Source organism: Sinomonas atrocyanea, assembly GCF_001577305.1.
Classification (GTDB): domain Bacteria; phylum Actinomycetota; class Actinomycetes; order Actinomycetales; family Micrococcaceae; genus Sinomonas; species Sinomonas atrocyanea.
In genome coordinates this window covers 1,566,599-1,582,038 of the sequence record NZ_CP014518.1, presented here as the reverse complement: position 1 = coordinate 1,582,038, position 15,440 = coordinate 1,566,599, and the positions used below count along the sequence as shown (strand labels likewise).

The 15,440-nt window shown below is 72.3% G+C and carries 13 protein-coding genes; all 13 read right to left on the bottom strand.

Annotation, left to right across the window (positions count from 1 at the left end; genetic code table 11):
• From SA2016_RS07330 to SA2016_RS07270, 13 genes are read right to left on the bottom strand one after another with little or no spacing between them, the layout of a single operon-like run.
• Window positions 1-696, bottom strand: a complete 696-nt coding sequence (locus SA2016_RS07330) for a hypothetical protein (protein ID WP_066496998.1) — start codon at window positions 694-696, stop codon at window positions 1-3.
• The gene (locus tag SA2016_RS07325) at window positions 683-1,519 is read right to left on the bottom strand and encodes a hypothetical protein (protein ID WP_066496995.1); all 837 of its coding nucleotides are present in this window, start codon (window positions 1,517-1,519) and stop codon (window positions 683-685) included. The genes SA2016_RS07330 and SA2016_RS07325 overlap by 14 nt, the downstream gene beginning before the upstream one ends.
• Window positions 1,516-2,409 (bottom strand): glycosyltransferase, encoded by an 894-nt coding sequence (locus tag SA2016_RS07320; RefSeq protein WP_066496994.1) that lies wholly within the window; start codon window positions 2,407-2,409, stop codon window positions 1,516-1,518. Before SA2016_RS07320 ends, SA2016_RS07325 begins: the two co-directional genes overlap by 4 nt.
• Window positions 2,406-3,611: a glycosyltransferase gene (locus SA2016_RS07315; RefSeq protein WP_066496992.1), complete on the bottom strand. Its 1,206-nt coding sequence runs from the start codon at window positions 3,609-3,611 to the stop codon at window positions 2,406-2,408. The genes SA2016_RS07320 and SA2016_RS07315 overlap by 4 nt, the downstream gene beginning before the upstream one ends.
• Window position 3,612: 1 nt before the next feature.
• Window positions 3,613-4,701, bottom strand: coding sequence for a glycosyltransferase family 2 protein (locus SA2016_RS07310; protein WP_169803056.1), 1,089 nt, complete (start codon window positions 4,699-4,701; stop codon window positions 3,613-3,615).
• On the bottom strand, window positions 4,689-6,914 hold the full coding sequence (locus SA2016_RS07305) for a glycosyltransferase (protein WP_066496988.1): 2,226 nt from the start codon (window positions 6,912-6,914) through the stop codon (window positions 4,689-4,691). The genes SA2016_RS07310 and SA2016_RS07305 overlap by 13 nt, the downstream gene beginning before the upstream one ends.
• Window positions 6,911-8,452 carry an oligosaccharide flippase family protein gene (locus tag SA2016_RS07300; RefSeq protein ID WP_066496987.1) on the bottom strand — a complete coding sequence of 514 codons (1,542 nt, stop codon included), beginning with the start codon at window positions 8,450-8,452 and terminating at the stop codon, window positions 6,911-6,913. Before SA2016_RS07300 ends, SA2016_RS07305 begins: the two co-directional genes overlap by 4 nt.
• Window positions 8,446-9,588, bottom strand: a complete 1,143-nt coding sequence (locus SA2016_RS07295) for a DegT/DnrJ/EryC1/StrS family aminotransferase (RefSeq protein ID WP_066496985.1) — start codon at window positions 9,586-9,588, stop codon at window positions 8,446-8,448. The genes SA2016_RS07300 and SA2016_RS07295 overlap by 7 nt, the downstream gene beginning before the upstream one ends.
• Window positions 9,585-10,280: a NeuD/PglB/VioB family sugar acetyltransferase gene (locus SA2016_RS07290; protein WP_066496984.1), complete on the bottom strand. Its 696-nt coding sequence runs from the start codon at window positions 10,278-10,280 to the stop codon at window positions 9,585-9,587. The genes SA2016_RS07295 and SA2016_RS07290 overlap by 4 nt, the downstream gene beginning before the upstream one ends.
• On the bottom strand, window positions 10,277-11,425 hold the full coding sequence (locus SA2016_RS07285; protein WP_066496983.1) for a DegT/DnrJ/EryC1/StrS family aminotransferase: 1,149 nt from the start codon (window positions 11,423-11,425) through the stop codon (window positions 10,277-10,279). The genes SA2016_RS07290 and SA2016_RS07285 overlap by 4 nt, the downstream gene beginning before the upstream one ends.
• On the bottom strand, window positions 11,422-12,417 hold the full coding sequence (locus tag SA2016_RS07280) for an NAD-dependent epimerase/dehydratase family protein (RefSeq protein ID WP_066496982.1): 996 nt from the start codon (window positions 12,415-12,417) through the stop codon (window positions 11,422-11,424). The genes SA2016_RS07285 and SA2016_RS07280 overlap by 4 nt, the downstream gene beginning before the upstream one ends.
• The gene (locus SA2016_RS07275) at window positions 12,414-13,619 is read right to left on the bottom strand and encodes a Gfo/Idh/MocA family protein (RefSeq protein ID WP_084249384.1); all 1,206 of its coding nucleotides are present in this window, start codon (window positions 13,617-13,619) and stop codon (window positions 12,414-12,416) included. The genes SA2016_RS07280 and SA2016_RS07275 overlap by 4 nt, the downstream gene beginning before the upstream one ends.
• A gap of 58 nt (window positions 13,620-13,677) precedes the next feature.
• A complete protein-coding gene (locus SA2016_RS07270) occupies window positions 13,678-15,216 on the bottom strand; it encodes a sugar transferase (RefSeq protein ID WP_084249383.1) in 1,539 nt (512 codons plus the stop codon).
• Window positions 15,217-15,440 lie beyond the last annotated feature (224 nt).

The window sequence follows — 15,440 nt, the reverse complement described above, 5'->3', positions numbered from 1 at the left end:
TCAGACTCCTCGGGCAGGAACAGCAGTCATGCCCTGCCGAACGGGGCGGGGCCGCCGGCGCTGCAGGGCGCGGTCGGCCAGCACGGCGCCCACGATCGTCGAGAACGCGCCGAGGACACCGAGCGCGGAGACACCACGCACCCTGGTCCCGGCGTTCACGCCGCCGTCGACGAGGTCGATGTTCGCGGTCCCGGCGGTGGTGGTGACCCGTTCTGCGGGCGGGATGGCCAGGCGTTCCTGGAGCTCGGCAGTCGTCTCATCGATCTGCCTCATGATCGCCGTCAACTGGTTCTCGGCGGCCTGGGGATCCACGTCGACAGCTTCGATGGCGAGCATCGGCTGGTTGTAAGACTGGCTCCACTGGCCGCCCGAGTTCGGGAGCACGATGACGTAGCCCCGGCGCACCTCCGCGCCGACGAGCGAGCCCCCGAACGCTCCTCCGTCGCTCGCTCCTTCCGAGAGCGCCGGAAGAGCGAGCCGGACCATGGCGGCGAAGTTCACGAGAGCCGGGACGGCCGTGTCATCGGTGCGCGAGACGGGACCGGACCCCGGCCAGAGGAAGACCACCGAGGCACGGGCGGAGTAGACGTGCTGGCCGGGAGCTGCCGCGAGGCAGCCTGCGCAGGTCATCATGAGCCCCAAGAGCACGATGTACCATCGCCGCGCCAGGCACTGGAGGACATCAGCCGCGCTCACCGGATACCTGATGCTTCCGCCGCCGCGGCGCCGCCGGAGCGGCCTCGCCGTCGTCGATGACCGGTCCGCCGTCTGCCGCGGCCACGGGGACGAGGACGCGGCTGCGGTCGTCGTGCGGGGGCTCGCCGGAGACGTCGTCGTCCACGCTGGCCGCCCCGGCATGGAGCGGGCCGCGAATACTGCGCGACGCTCGGGCAGACGTCACGCCTGCCGCCGCACGACGGCGGGATCTGCGCAGGAGGAGCCCGTCGAGAAGGGCGGTGAGCGCCATGACGGCAATGAATCCGGCGGCGCCCGCGGCGGCGGTGGCCTGGAGGCGCGCCTTGCCCTCCACGGTCGGCGTCGTGGGCGCCGCGACCGGCATGGAGGAGATCCGCGAGTAGGCAGGCACCTTGAGTTCGTCCTGCATGGCCGAGAGCTCGCGGGGAACGGCCCCGATGATCGCCTCCATGGTCGCCGTCGCGTCGGCGCTCGTACGGCTCTTGACTGTGACGACGAGGATCGAGCTGCCCGACGTCACATCTGCCGCAATGGTGTACGACGCCGCCGGGTGGTCCCGGGTGAACTGGGCGTCGACATCCGGTGCCGACATGCGCCGGGTGAGCACATCCATCGCCTGCCCGAGACCGGTCAGATAGAGATACGGGTTGCTGCCCTTGCCCATCGTCTCCGACGAGGGCAGGAGGACGATGCTCCCGGTGGTCTTGTAGTCGGCAGGAACCACGCTGTACACGCTGTAGCAGAGCCCCCCGAGAGCCAGGAGGCCCGTCACGACGGCATACCATCGGCGCAGCAGCGCCCGAGCCAGTGTCCTCAGTTTCATTGCCCACTTCTCCTTCCGGAGAGGCCCCCACGCGGCCCCCTGATGCGCGCCCGGGTCCGGACACGGTCCAATGCATCGCGGCCGCCGAAGGCCACGACGATGCTCTTCACCGCACCGCGCAGAGCCTCCCGGGCGATCCGGGCAGGCTGCCGTACTGTGCCATCCAGCAGACGGTCCCTCGTCCGGGGTCGGCGCAGGTCGTCCAGAAGGCCCGGGAATGACCGGGTGTGGACTGCCGGGGCCGTGAGGACTCCGTGGACGCGATTGCTGACGTTCGCCCCGTGGACCACTTGGAGCCAGCCCGGGCCGCCACGGTCGAGGACCACGGGCATACTCCGTCCGAGATGATTGTGCCAGTCGCTCCAGCACGTCTTCTGGGCTGCCCACGGGGCCGCGACGCTGCAGAAGGCGTTGGCCGGATCGTGCCGCCGGTAGAGCCGTTCGCCGGCTGCGATGAGGCCGTGCGCGAGATAGATGGCGGTCGGCTGGTCATCGACCGACCGTGCGGCGGCCTGGACCCGCTCTACGAAATCCGAGGACAAGGCGTCGTCGTTGTCGAGGTTGGTGGTGAGCAGGCGCCCTCCACCTCCACCTGAGGCAGCGCGCAGATCGGCGATGAGCTCGGGGGCGAGTACCTCGCGCCTGAACAGGGGCGTGAGGCTGCCGCTCCACCGTGCGATGCGCTCCATGAGCCACGACGGGCTCTCCGGATCGAAGTAGACGAGCCATGCGAAGTCCTGACAGCTCTGGCTGAGGACCGAGGGGAGGCAGTAGCGTTCGAAGAGCCCGACCCGTGACTCCAGCCATCCGTCCCGCGTGCGCACCGTCTTCTCGTAGCCGGCTGAGGGGAGGTTGAAGCGCGTGAGCACCACGTGGTCGACGCCCGTCATGGCTGCCCCCCGACCATGCTGCGCGGCGGTCGCGCACTCAAGCTCTCCAGTGCCTCCAGGACTGCGCCTGCTCTGGCATCCCAGGTATGGCCCTGTGCGAAGGTGCGCCGCCGCTCGTCCGATGCGGTGTCCCGTCCGGCGGCGAGCAGGGTGCGCACCGCGGCAGAGAACTGTTCTGGAGTGTCCGCCAAGTGGATGTCGCGGCCCCCGATCCACTCCATCGCCGGCAGTGAGGTCGACACGACGGGCAGGCCGGCCGCGAGGTACTCCAGCGCCTTCAGGGGGAAGCTCCCGGTGTTGAAGCGCGAGTGGGTATAGGGCACGAGGCCGACGCTGGCGGCAGCCAGGTACCGGGGCAGCTGGTCGAAGTCGACGGCGCCGACCCATTGGACGCCTGGCCGCTGCGCGAGTCGGTCGAAGGCCCTCGTGTCCGCGCGCGGATGGAGGGGGCCCACGAGGAGCAGCCGCGCACCGTCGTCCACGACCCTTTCGAGGATCCCCGTGTCGATCCGTTCCCCGAGGTGTCCCATGAAGACTGCGTAGGGCCGCTCGAGGCGGATCAGCGGCGCCGGCTCGACGTCGCGTGCGGCGCCGAAATGCTGGGCATCGCACCCGAAGGGGATGAGGACGCTTCGCCGGCCTCCCCCGCCGAGCGACTCGGCGACGAGCGGATTCGCCGCGAGGACGATGTCTGCCTCGTCGGCGAGCCTGCGGTTGGCTCGGGCGTAGGCGCCCGCATCGCCGCCGATGAGCTCGGCCATGCCCTCGACGTCGTCCTGCGCCCAGTAGACCTTCGTCAGGGTGCCGAGCCTGCCCATCACGGGCACCATGACGTTCCCTTCGAGGCACGCCACTGCGCGGCCGCCGAGCCGCCGCAGTGCCGACCGGATCTGGAGGGCGGACAGGCGGGCATTGACTGCCGCGATTCCGGGCCGGCCCAGGCCTGGGAGCCCCTCGGGGGCGCACCGGGCCAGTCCCGGCCCGAGGATCTCCACGGTGCCCCTGCGCACCGCGGAGGCCACGCCGAGGCTGCGGACGCGGGTCGCCACGGACTGCGGCGGATCAACGTACAGGACCGGAACCCGGCGCGCCAGAGCCGCCGCCATCTGCTGGTCCGCCATGGGGATCCCCTCCCAGCGGTTCGCTGCAGACACCACGACGACATCTCCGATGGGGCGCTCCGGCGCCTCGAATCGGTCCATCTCACATCACCCCTCGATAGCGCCACGCTGCCGCGCGGAGTTGCGTCCTCACCCGGCGGGACAGCCTCGGCAGCAAGGACAGAGTCCGTCCGGGCGGCCGGCCCCGCATTCTGCGCTCGAGCCCGCTCCACCCGGGAAGTCCGGTGGGATCGGGGACGAGTTCCCTCGCGGCGTGCACGAACCCGGCCGCAGCTGCCAGCTCTCCCCGCCCACGGTCGTACTCGCGGCAGGCCAGCGTCACGGCCTCGCGGGCGAGGGCCGTCCTCGCCTGGGCCGCGAGCTCGGAACCGTTGTCGATCCGGGGACCGCCGTGGCCGAACAGCGCGTCGAAGGCTGCCCTGCGCTCCCCGAGGTCTTCAAGGGGTGCCACCGAGGATGACAGGCTTCCGGGATGGATCCGGTGCCATGCCTGGTCGGCTCCGTCGACATGGCCGACATCGCTCACCGCGGCGAGCCGGAGCCACAGTTCGAAGTCGTGCGTGTGGCGGAGCTCGCGCTGGAAGGGACCTGCCGCGTCGAGGGCCGATGTGCGCATCATCGCTTCGGGCGCGGTGATGACGTTCACGGCGGACGCACACCGGCGTGCAAGCCATTCGGCGCCCGGCCACACGGACCACGACCGGCAGCGGCCGCGGTATCCCGGGACGGGCGCGCCGGAGAAGTGCACGGGGTGTCCGTAGACGAGCCCGACGGAGGGAAAGGCGTGGAAGAGGGCGAGCGCTCTCGCCACCGAGCCGGGGGTGAGGAGGTCATCTGCATCGAGCCGGATGATGAAGTCCCCGGTGGCGGCGGCCACCCCGTCGTTGAAGGTCGCGACGGGCCCGCGATTGGCCGTATGCCTCAGGGCCGTGATGCGCCCGCTGGCCTGTTCGAGACGCTGTGCGACCTGCCAGCTGCCGTCCGTCGAGGCGTCGTCGACGATGACGACGTCGACGATGGCACCCCTCTGGGCGAGCGCGCCGTCGACAGCGTCCTGAAGGTAGGGGGCGTAGTTGAAGCAGGGGATCACGACGCTCACACGCCCGGGGGGAGGGCCCTCCTGGCCGGCGCGGGCCGGGCGCATCCGCAGCGCCTGCGCTACTCGCTCCACAGCGCTCCTCCTTCCTCCGTCGTCATGTCGGGCTCCGGCACGGTGCGCCGCAGGACTGCGCAGCCGTCGCGGTACCCCGGTTCGTGGACCGCGACGGCGTAGCCGGCGGCCGACAGCCGCTCCAGAGCCTGGACTCCGCTGCGCCGCGTGGTCCCCTCGAGGACGATGAGGGCGGCGCCGGCGAGCAGACCGAGGTCCACGAGCAGGGGCCATCCGCTGCGCGCGACGAACACCAGCCGGGCGCCCCGACCGCGGTCCGGGTGCTCCGTGGTGTCCGTGTGGTCGCCGTGTGCCGGAGGTATCCGTTCGACCTGCCGGATGCTGGGGTTCCGCCCGACGGCGGCCTCCACGGCCCGGCCGATCCGGCTTCGCCGACGGGCGCCCACGAGGACGGCAGTGTCGATGGGCTCAGTCTCGAGGGTGCGCGCGATCTCCTCGGAGACGGCGTCGGTCAGCAGCCGGCGCTTCAACGGCGAGAGGCGGGCCCGGACTGTGGACACCACCACGGGCTGCAGCCGGCCTGAGGCCTGGCGCGCCACGAGGGCGGACACGTGGGCGCGCCCCCACAGGGCCGAGGCGCCCCGAGGGAGCGAGGGAAGGATCGGAAGCCTCCTCAGGCTGCTGCCGCCCCCGCCAGCGCAGGCGCCCCGCATCGTCTCCAGCTCGGCAGCCCACTCGGCCTCCGACCGAGGGGGAACCGGAGCCGTCGTGGGCGTGGGCTCCCCCGCAACGGTGCCCCGCGCTGCTCCGCCGGACGGCGCGCCCACCGCGAGAAGGGCCGCGCCGCGCACGCGATCGAGCTCAGGATGCTTCAGCGCCGGGAATCTCCGCGCCGCCTCGGCTGCCGAGGCCAGGTCACCGGCGCAGAGGTGGACGCGGATTTGGTAGGCCCAGAAGACGGGATCGGGGTGGGGAACCGCATAGTGTGCAAAGGACGTCACCAGCAGGCGTGACACCCAGTCCTGGGCTGCCCGCGGCTTGCCTTGGAGAAGGGCCGTGTGCGCCATGCCGACCGCCGCTTCCGGGATGAAGAAGTAGTTCAGGGCCCTGCCGAACGCGCTCTCCGCGGATACCAGGTCGCCCCGGCCGACGGCCGCCCAGCCCGCTGCGAGATCGAGGCGGTCGAGCCCTCCGACGGTGAGGCGGACTGTTTTGTGCGGCCTCCCGCCCTCGACCGCGGTGAGCCGTCCGTCCGGCCAGCTCTGGGACATGGGGGTGTCCGGCCCGTGCTCCCTGGCGAGGCGGTACCACTGGAGTACCTGGTCCCGATGTTCGGCGGCATGGTGCCCGATGACCAGCGCCGTGCCAGCGGCCGTGATGCGCTCGCGCAGGGGCTCATCGGCGATGAGGGCGCGGAGCCTCTCGACCACGTCGCCGGCATCCGCGAACACGCAGTTCACCATGTCCTGGAATCCCGCCGCCTCGACCGTGGGCGTCCGCTCGGTCACGAGGCAGGCGCCGGCAGCGGGGATCTCGAGATGCTTGCGGACCAAGTCGTGCGCCATCGTCCCGCACGTGGGCACGAAGACGGCTGTTCGGAGCAGGCGGGCGTAGTCGCCGCCCCAGGCCATGCGCTCGGTGCCCCGCTCACCGGCCCAGCCGAAGTGCGGCATCCTGAGCGTTGTGAAGTTCTCCTCGAGGACCCGGCCCACCGCGTTGCGCCACGGGTAGTGGCGCGCCCGGCTCCCGGTGAGCAGCACGGGCACTGCTCTCGGACCGGCGGGCCCGGCGAAGGCCTGCGCCTCCACCGTGTTGGGCCACACGAACAGCCTGTCGGCGATCTCCGGCGTGTAGTCGGCCATCGACATCGATGTGGTGAAGTACGAATGGACTCCCCAGCGTTCCATGTCGGCAATGAAGGCTGCGCGCGAGGTGTCGAACGCATCGGCATGCAGGAATCCGAGTTTGGGGACCCTCGGATGGGATGCGGTGTTCGCCAGCCGGCGTTCCCCCGCGTAGACGCCGGATTCGAGGACGCACAGGTCCGGTTCCAGACGGTCGCAGATCTCGTCGTAGTCGCCCACGGCGTCGAGGACGTGCACGTCGAAGAACCTCGACATGGTCCGCACCTGCTCCGCGAGGTGGTTCGCCAAGAAGTCCGGAAGGCCGGCGCGGATGCTGCGGAACCAGACGAGCCGGGGGCGCGGCCCGGACGTGCCGAGCGGTGCGCCGGCAGGACCGTCGGACAGGGGATCTCGTTCCGGCCGCATCATTCGGCGGCCCCCTGGTCCTGCAGGCGGCCGCCCGCGCCCCCAGCCGGGACAGCGGCCGTCCGGGCGCCCCCGATCGGGCCCTTGAGGGCGCGCAGCCGGGTCACGGCGCGGGCCGGGAGATAGCGCACGATCGTCCGGCGCGCCACGAGGAGGAACACCAGGGCGCCCGCTGCTCCTGCTCCGAGCAGCCGCGGCAGTCCCCCGGGGAGCAGCAGCGCGGTCAGCGCCGCCGCCGCCCCGGCGGCGAACGCCGCCGCCGCTGGACGGGCGAGCGCCGTCACGGCGAGGCGCCAGGGCTGCGGGAGGACGCGGCGGAGGGCGAAGCCGTAGGCAGGGACCACGACGAGGAGCACGACTGCGACGTGGGCATAGGCCGCCCCGAGGACGCCGAAGTGCTGTACCCCGAGGACGATCGTCGGGACCAGGGACCCGAGCCACACGGCCTGGACGAGGAAGACCCACACCGTGTGCCCTGTTCCGACCAGGAGGTTGGAGGCGACGAGCGCCACCACGAACAGCGCCCCGTAGACGGCAAGGACTGAGAGGATCGGCGCGGCGGCCGCCCAGGCGTCCCCGTAGAGCACGTGCACCAGATCGGGCGCGAGCAGCGCCGTGAGCACCGACACCGGGAAGGCCACGAGGCCTGTGACCGCGAACCAGTGCGATACGGCATCCTGGAGGCGGTCGGGGTCCCCTCTGACGTCCGAGAACGCGGGCATCGCCACGCCGTTGATCGCCGCACCGAGCACCGAGGTCGACCACGATGCAATGTTGAACGCGAGTGAGTAGACGCCCAGCACCACCGGCCCCAGCAGACTGCCGATGAAGGCATAGTCGGCGTTCAGCAGGATGTAGTTGATGAGATTGGCCCCGGCCAGCGGGAGGCCGAAGCTGAGCGCACGGGCAGCCGCCGTCCTGCTCCACCGGGGCCGGTACCACGGGCGGACTGAGGCGATGATGACCGCACCGGCCACGACCTGGCCGGCCACGCGGGACCAGGCGAAGGCCATGGCGCCGTCGCCGGAGAGCGCCAGCACGAGCAGGAGCGCGTTCGCAGGGACGAAGGAGGCGGCCGTTGCCGTGAAGATCCGTCCCTGGCGGAACTCCCTCGTGAGCATGGCGGTGGGCACGGTCGTCATGCAGCTCAGCAGGACCGAGAGCGAGAGGACCCGGATTGCGCCTGCCGCCTCCGGCGCGCCCAGGGCCGAAGCCAACGGGCCCGCTCCGAGTGCCATTGCGGAGGAGAGCAGGAGGCTGCTGCCGATGGAGAGCGTGACGACCACCGGTGCCGTGTCCTCAGGGTCGAGGTCACGCCTGGCGATGCAGGCTGACAGGCCCAGCTCGGAGGAGGAGCTCACCACGGTGTACACGACCAGGGCGACGGCGAAGACGCCGAAATCGCGCGGTGAGACGATCCGCAGGACGACGATCGTCACGGCGATCCCGGCCAGCTTCGTGGCGAAGGTGTTCAGCCCGCTCCACAGGGCGCCCCGCGCGACCGTGGCCCTCCCGGCCCGGCGAGCGCGGGTGTTCAGCATCCCGCCACCGCCTGCGCCACCGCTTCGGCGACCCGCTCGACCTGGCCGTCCGTGAGGTGCGGGAACATCGGCAGGGACAGGATCTGCTCCGCGGCGGCCTCGGCGACGGGGAAGTCGCCGGGGCCGTAGCCCAGGGAAGAGAAGGCCTCGGTCAGGTGCACCGGGGTCGGGTAGTGGATGCCGGTGGCAATCCCTGCCTCCGCGAGCGCCGCCTGCACCCGGGCGCGGCGCCCGTCGAGGACCCGCACCACGTACAGGTGCCACACGTCCTCGTTGCCGGGCAGGCTCCGCGGAACCCGAACCCCGGCGACCCCCTCGAGAAGCGAGGAGTACCGCTCGGCCGCCACCCGGCGTCGTGCGTTCCAGCCCTCGAGCCGGCGCAGCTTGGCGCGCAGCACCACGGCCTGGACGGCGTCGAGCCGCGAGTTGCAGCCCACCGCCTCGTGCACGTACTTCACCCGGCTCCCGTGCGCGGCGAGGAGCCGGACGCGGTCGGCGAGGAGTCCGTCATGGGTCGTCACCGCCCCCGCGTCCCCGGCGGCGCCGAGGTTCTTGCCCGGGTAGAAGCTCGTCGCCGCGATGTCGCCGAGGGATCCCGCGGGGCGGCCGAAGCGCCGCGCGCCCTGGGACTGCGCCGCGTCCTCGACCACGGCGGCGCCGCACGCCACCGCGATCGGGAGCAGCTCCTCGACGGGCGCCACCTGCCCGAACAGGTGGACCGGGACGATGGCCTGCGTTCTAGGACCCACCGCCCGGCCCACCGAATCTGCGTCGATCAGGAGGGTCTCCGGGTCGACGTCGACCAGCACCGGCCGCGCGCCGGCGCGCACCACGGCCTCCGCCGTGGCCACGAACGTGTTCGCCGGCAGGATGACCTCTCCGCCCGGGCCGACGCCGACGGCGCGCAGGGCCAGCTCGAGGGCATCGGTGCCGTTGGCGACGCCCACGCACTCCCGTGTGCCCGCGAACCGCGCGTACTCCTCCTCGAAGGCGGCCACGTGGGGGCCGCCGATGAAGGCGCCCGTCGCGAGGACCTCGAGCACCTCGGGCACCACGTCGGCCGCGATCTCCTGCTGCTGCGCGGCGAGGTCCACGAAGGGCACCGCGGGCGCGCCCGCCCTGGCTCCTGCTGTCATCGCTCCCCCTCCCGCGCCTGCTCGGCGGCCTCCTCTGGCGCCGGTGCCTGGCGCGGCGGCGGCGGCGGGATCTGCCGCGCGGGCACACCCACCCAGGTCTGCCCGTCCGGCACGTCGGCCACGACGGCCGCGCCCATCCCCACGGTCGCCTGCGCCCCGATCCGCACGTTCTGCCGGATGCTGCAGTTCATGCCCACGTACGCAGCGCGCGCGACCGTGACGGATCCGCCGAGCGTGGCGCCCGCCGCGAACGTCGCGAAGTCCTCGACGACGTCACCGTGGGTGAACGTCACCTGCGGCATGGCCACGACGTGGCTGCCGATCTGCACGGCCGCCGTCATCACGACGTTGGCGAGCAGGATGCTCCCCTGGCCCACGAGGCACCCCTCCGGCACGGTCACACTCGGATGGATGATGGTCGCGTACCGGTTCTGGGCCACGCCGAGGCCGCCGAGCCGCCGGACGATGTCCGCGCGCACGGTCCCCTTGCCGGCGCAGACCACGAGGTGCACCGAGGGATAGTCCCGCACGTCCTCGAGGCGGCCCAGGATGTGCGCCCCGTCCAGCACGGTCCCGATCAGGGCCGGGTCGTCGTCGACGAGTCCGAGGATGTCGTACCTGCTGCCGTCGCGGACAGCCGCCATGACCTCGCGGGCCAGGCCGCCCGCCGCTGCGAGGAGGAGCTCTGTCATGTCCGCGCCACCGCCGCAGCAGCCCGTACGGCATCGGACACCCGCTCGACGCCCTCGGCTCCGAGCTCGTGGTACAGCGGCAGGATCAGGGTGTGCGCGGTGAGGTGCTCGGTCGCGGGCAGCGGGGCACGCAGGGGCGCCCCGGCGTAGGCCGGCTCGAGGTGCGCGGCCATGATGCCCGGCCGGGCAGAGATCCCCTGCTCGGCGAGGGCGTCCAGGAGCTCATCCCGCGTGAGCGGGAACGCCTCGCCGACCTCGGCCCACAGCGACTGGAAGTTCGACTCCCCCGCCTCGGGGTCCTCGACGAGCCGGAGCCCGGGGACGTCGGCGAGCGCCGCGCGGTAGAGCGCCGCGAGCTCGCGCCGCCGCGCCACCATGGCCTCGAGCCTGCCGAGCTGGACGAGCCCCACCGCTGCCTGCAGGTCGGTCATCCGGAAGTTGAAGCCCACCTCGGTGTAGGACTCTGCGGGTGCCCGGACGGAGCCGTGGCGGTCCGCCGCGGACAGGCTCGCGGCGTGCTGGCGCAGGTGCCGCGCGCGCTCGGCCCACTCCGGCCGGCCAGTGGTGAGCATGCCGCCTTCGCCCGTGGTGAGCAGCTTGCGGGGGTGGAAGGACCATGCGGCGGCGTCCGCGAACACGCCCACCGGCAGGCCCCGGTAGAGGGAGCCCGCAGCGCAGGCGGCGTCCTCGATGAGGGTGATGCCGCGGGCCGCGCACAGCCGGGCGATGGGGGCGACGTCGGCGGGCATCCCGCCCTGGTCGACGACGACGACGGCGGCCGTCCGGGGGCCCAGCACCTCCTCGACCGTCTCCGCGGTCACATTCCCGGTCAGGGGGTCGACGTCGGCGAACACCGGCTCGGCCCCCACGTAGCGGGCGGCGTTGGCGGTCGCGATGAAGGAGAACGAGGGCACGACCACCTCGTCCCGTTCTCCGAGGCCGGCGACGACGAGGGCGAGGTGCAGCGCGGTCGTGCAGCTCGAGGTGGCGACGCCGTGCGCTGCCCCCTGGGCCGCGGCGAACGCGGCCTCGAACTCGGCCACCCGGGGCCCCTGCGCGAGCCACCCGGAGGCGATCACCTCGGCGACCGCCGCGGCCTCCTCGGGGCCCACCCAGGGCTGCATGACGTTGATGCGCCCGGTCATGACGCCGCCAGGACTCGGGCGGCGGCGATCTCCTCGCGCAGGGGGCGCCACCAGGCGACGAGCCGGCGCAGGCCCTCTTCGAGCGGCACCTGCGCGCGGAATCCGAGGTCCCGCTCGGCTGCCGCGACGTCGGCGAGGCGGCGGGCGACGCCGTTGACCCTGCGGGCTGGCCCGAACTCGACCGAGAGGTCCGAGTCCATGGCCGCGAGCAGCGCGACCGCGAGCGCGAGCAGGCTCGTCTCGGTGCCGCTGGCCACGTTGTACACGCCCTCGCAGACCGAGGACTCGGCGGCGCTGAGGTTGGCCCTCGCCACGTCCTCCGTGTAGACGAAGTCCATGGTCTGCTCGCCGTTGCCGAACACGAGCGGCGGCCTGCCGTCGGCGATCCGCTCCATCCACCGCACGAGGACCTCGGTGTAGAGCCCGTGCACGTCCATCCGCGGCCCGTACACGTTGAAGTACCGCAGGGCCACGTAGTCGAGGCCGTACATGGCGCGGAAGCTCCTGGCCATGCCCTCGTTGAAGCTCTTGGCCGCGCCGTAGAACGTGTCGTTGTTGTGGTGGTGGTGGCGTTCGCCCGTGGGGTACTGCTCCGCGGCGCCGTAGACGGAGGCGCTCGAGGCGAGCACCACCTTGTCCACGCTGTGCTGGGCCGCGGCCTCGAGCACCGTGAAGGTGCCGTCCACGAGGACCTCGAGCGCGAGGCGGGGCTCCTCCGCGCACTGTGTGATGCGGATGGCCGCCTGGTGGAAGACGAGGTCCTTCTCGACCGTCAGGTCGTGGACTAGGTCGCGGTCCCGCAGGTCGCCCTCGACCAGCCGGACACGCCCCGCGGCGATGGCGTGGTCCAGGTTCGCCAGCCTGCCGCGGACCAGGTTGTCGAGGACGTCGATGTGCTCGACCCCTGCGTCCAGCAGCTGGTCCACGATCGTGGAGCCGATCGTGCCGGCTCCTCCGGTGACGAGCACGCGTGCCCCCGCGAGGACGGTCATGACCCCGACTCCTGGGCCGCGGCGCTCTCGACGAACGTGCTCCGGGACGTGTGACCGGCGAGGTCGACGACGCTGGCCTCCCGGCTGCCCCCGGTGCCGGAGGCCCCGTCGAGCGCGGCGACGGAGGCCTGGGCGCCCTGGTGGGCGATGCTGCGGCTCGAGGCCTCGAGGAGGCCCAGCACACGGAGCGCGGACTCGCCGCTCGTCGCGGGCGAGCGCCCTGAGCGGATGGCGCCGGCGAACTCGGCGACCATGGCCCCGAGAGCCTCGCGTTCCGGCAGCGCCGGCGACCACGTGTCGCCGAGCCGGTAGGACACCGCGGCGTCCCGCCGCTCGAGGCCGCCCCGCGGGCTCTTGCGCGGGAGCTGGACCCCGCGGTCGTAGACGCTCAGCCGCTGCTGCGGATTGAGGTCGTCCCACACCAGGGTCCGCCGGGTGCCGCCGATCACCATCTGGCGGATTTTGGTGGGGCTGAGCCAGTTGACGTGGATGTGCGCCATGGCCCCGTCCGGCAGGTCGAAGGTGAGGTGGCCCACGCAGTCCCGCCCTGTGCCGAGCGGGTCCGCGCCGTGCGCCGAGACCGCCTCCGGAGCGAGCCCCTCGGGGAGCACGTAGTCCAGAATGGAGAGATCGTGGGGGGCGAGGTCCCAGAAGACGTTCACATCCGGCTGGATCAGGCCCAGATTGATGCGGACGGAGTCGATGTAGAGGAGGTCCCCGAGATCCCCGTCGAGGATGATCTCGCGGATCTTCTGGACCGCCGGGGTATAGCAGTACGTGTGGTCGGCCATGAGGACGAGCCCGTGGGCATCGGCCTCCCGCACCAAGTCCGCCCCCTTGTCCCAGGTGTCCGCAAGCGGCTTCTCGATGAGCACGTGCTTGCCCGCCGCGAGCGCGGTGAGTGCCACTCCGTGGTGGGTCCGAGCCGGGGTCGCGATGGCCACGGCGTCGACCTCGACCGTGTCGAGCGCCTCGTCCAGCGAGGGGAAAGCCGGTGCCCCGTAGGGGGCCCCGAGCACGGCGGCCTTCGCCACGTCGAGGTCGCAGACCGCGGCCAGCTCCCAGTCCGGGGAGCGGCCGAAGTTCCGGGCAAGGTTGGGCCCCCAGTAGCCGGCTCCGACCACGACGACTCTCAACGTGCTGCCGTGCCGGCCCTCGGCGAGCCCCCTCAGCCGGGCCAGCGGATGTGGAACGTCTCCCATGGTCTCCCCTTGCTAGATGATGTGCGTAACGGAAAAGGGCGGTGTCTGGCCGCGGTGCTCAGTAGGCGCCGGTCGGCGAGACCACGGCGCGGAGCGTGCGCCACAGGATCATGAGGTCTCCCGTGAGGGACCAGTTCTCGACGTAGTACAGGTCGAGCCGCACCGCGTCGTCCCATTCGAGGTCGGAACGGCCGCTGATCTGCCACAGGCCGGTGATGCCGGGCTTGATGAGCATCCGCCGGTGGGTGTAGCGCTCGTAGCCGCCGACCTCGCGGGCCAGGGGCGGGCGCGGGCCCACGAGGCTCATCTCGCCCCGCAGGACGTTGAGGAACTGCGGGAGCTCGTCGAGCGAGTACCGGCGCATCCAGGCCCCGCACCGGGTGACCCGAGGGTCGTCCTTCATCTTGAACAGCACCCCGGCCCCCTCGTTGGCCTCGGTGAGGGCGGCCAGGCGCGCCTCCGCATCCGTGGCCATCGAGCGGAACTTGAACATGGTGAACGGCGTGCCGTCCTTGCCGATCCGCTCCTGCCGGAACAGCACCGGGCCTGGAGAATCGAGCCGGACGATCAGCGCCAGGACCGCGAGCACCGGCGCCAGGACGATCACCGCCGCCGTGGCGAGCACGAGGTCCGCGCAGCGCTTCACCACGTGCTTGGTGCCCGAGTACCGCGGGAGGTCGACCTCCATGAGGGGCAGCCCCGGCACGGGGCGGAAGTGGATGCGGGGCCCGGCGACGTTGGTCAGGGACGACGCGAGGACGAGCTCGGCGTCGTGCTCCTCGAGGTTCCAGCCGAGCTCGCGGACGTACTGGTTGCCCCCCGGCACGGGCCCGGCGACGATCACGGCGCCGGCCTTCTTCGTCGCGACCGTGCGCACCACGTCGTCCGTCGAGCTGAGCACGGGAAGGCGCACGCCGTCGACGGTGAGGGACTGCCCGCGGCGGCCGCCGGGCAGGATCGCGCCGAGGACGTTGTACGGTGCGCCCTCGCCGGCAGAGATGCGCCGCACCACGTAGCGGACGTCCTCCGGCTCGCCCACGACCACGGCCGGGGTGAGGTACATCCCGCTCTGCCGCTGGCGGTGGAGCCAGCGGCGGCTCAGGGAGCGGGTCGCCAGCAGCCCGGCCGAGCCGGTGCCGAGGACCAGGGCCCACAGGCGCGCGGACAGCACCCCGTCGGTGAGGACGACCACGACCGCGACGAGGGCGAACAGCTGCATCGTCGCGCTGATGACGCGCCGGTACTCGTCCACGCCGATGCCGAGCACGGAGGTGTCCCGGCTGCCGGAGAGCCCGAGGGCGAACGGCCAGACGAGGATGAACGCCACGAGGGCGGCCGCCGGCCCGGGCGGCGGGTTCATGACGAGCAGGCCCAGGGTCCCGGCCGCGAGCGCCACGAGGGCGTCGGTGACGCGCAGGAACCGCGCATAGCGGTGGGCCCAGCCCTGCGCCCGTGCCGACCGGGCCATGCGCGCCTCTGCCGCGCTCAGGTCCCGGCGCAGCCGCAGGCCCAGTGCGGACGCCCCGATCCGTTCCGCCAGCCCGCGGGCGCGGGTCGGCTCGAATCCTGCTGATCCCTGCTGAGCTCCAACGGACATGACCCGCTCCTTGCCCCTGCCGCGGTGCCCGGCATTGCGGCACCGCCTCGAACGGAAAGCTTCTGCACACCAGTACACGCGCCGGCTTGAAGAGGGTCACGAGTAGTGAGTACGCGAGCTTCGAGGGGCTTCCGGGGGCGCACCCCTTGCCCGGTACGCAGCCGGTTCGGGGGGCACTACGCGGGCCGGCGCTGACCCTCCGCCGGGCCCGGCGAGGGCTACTT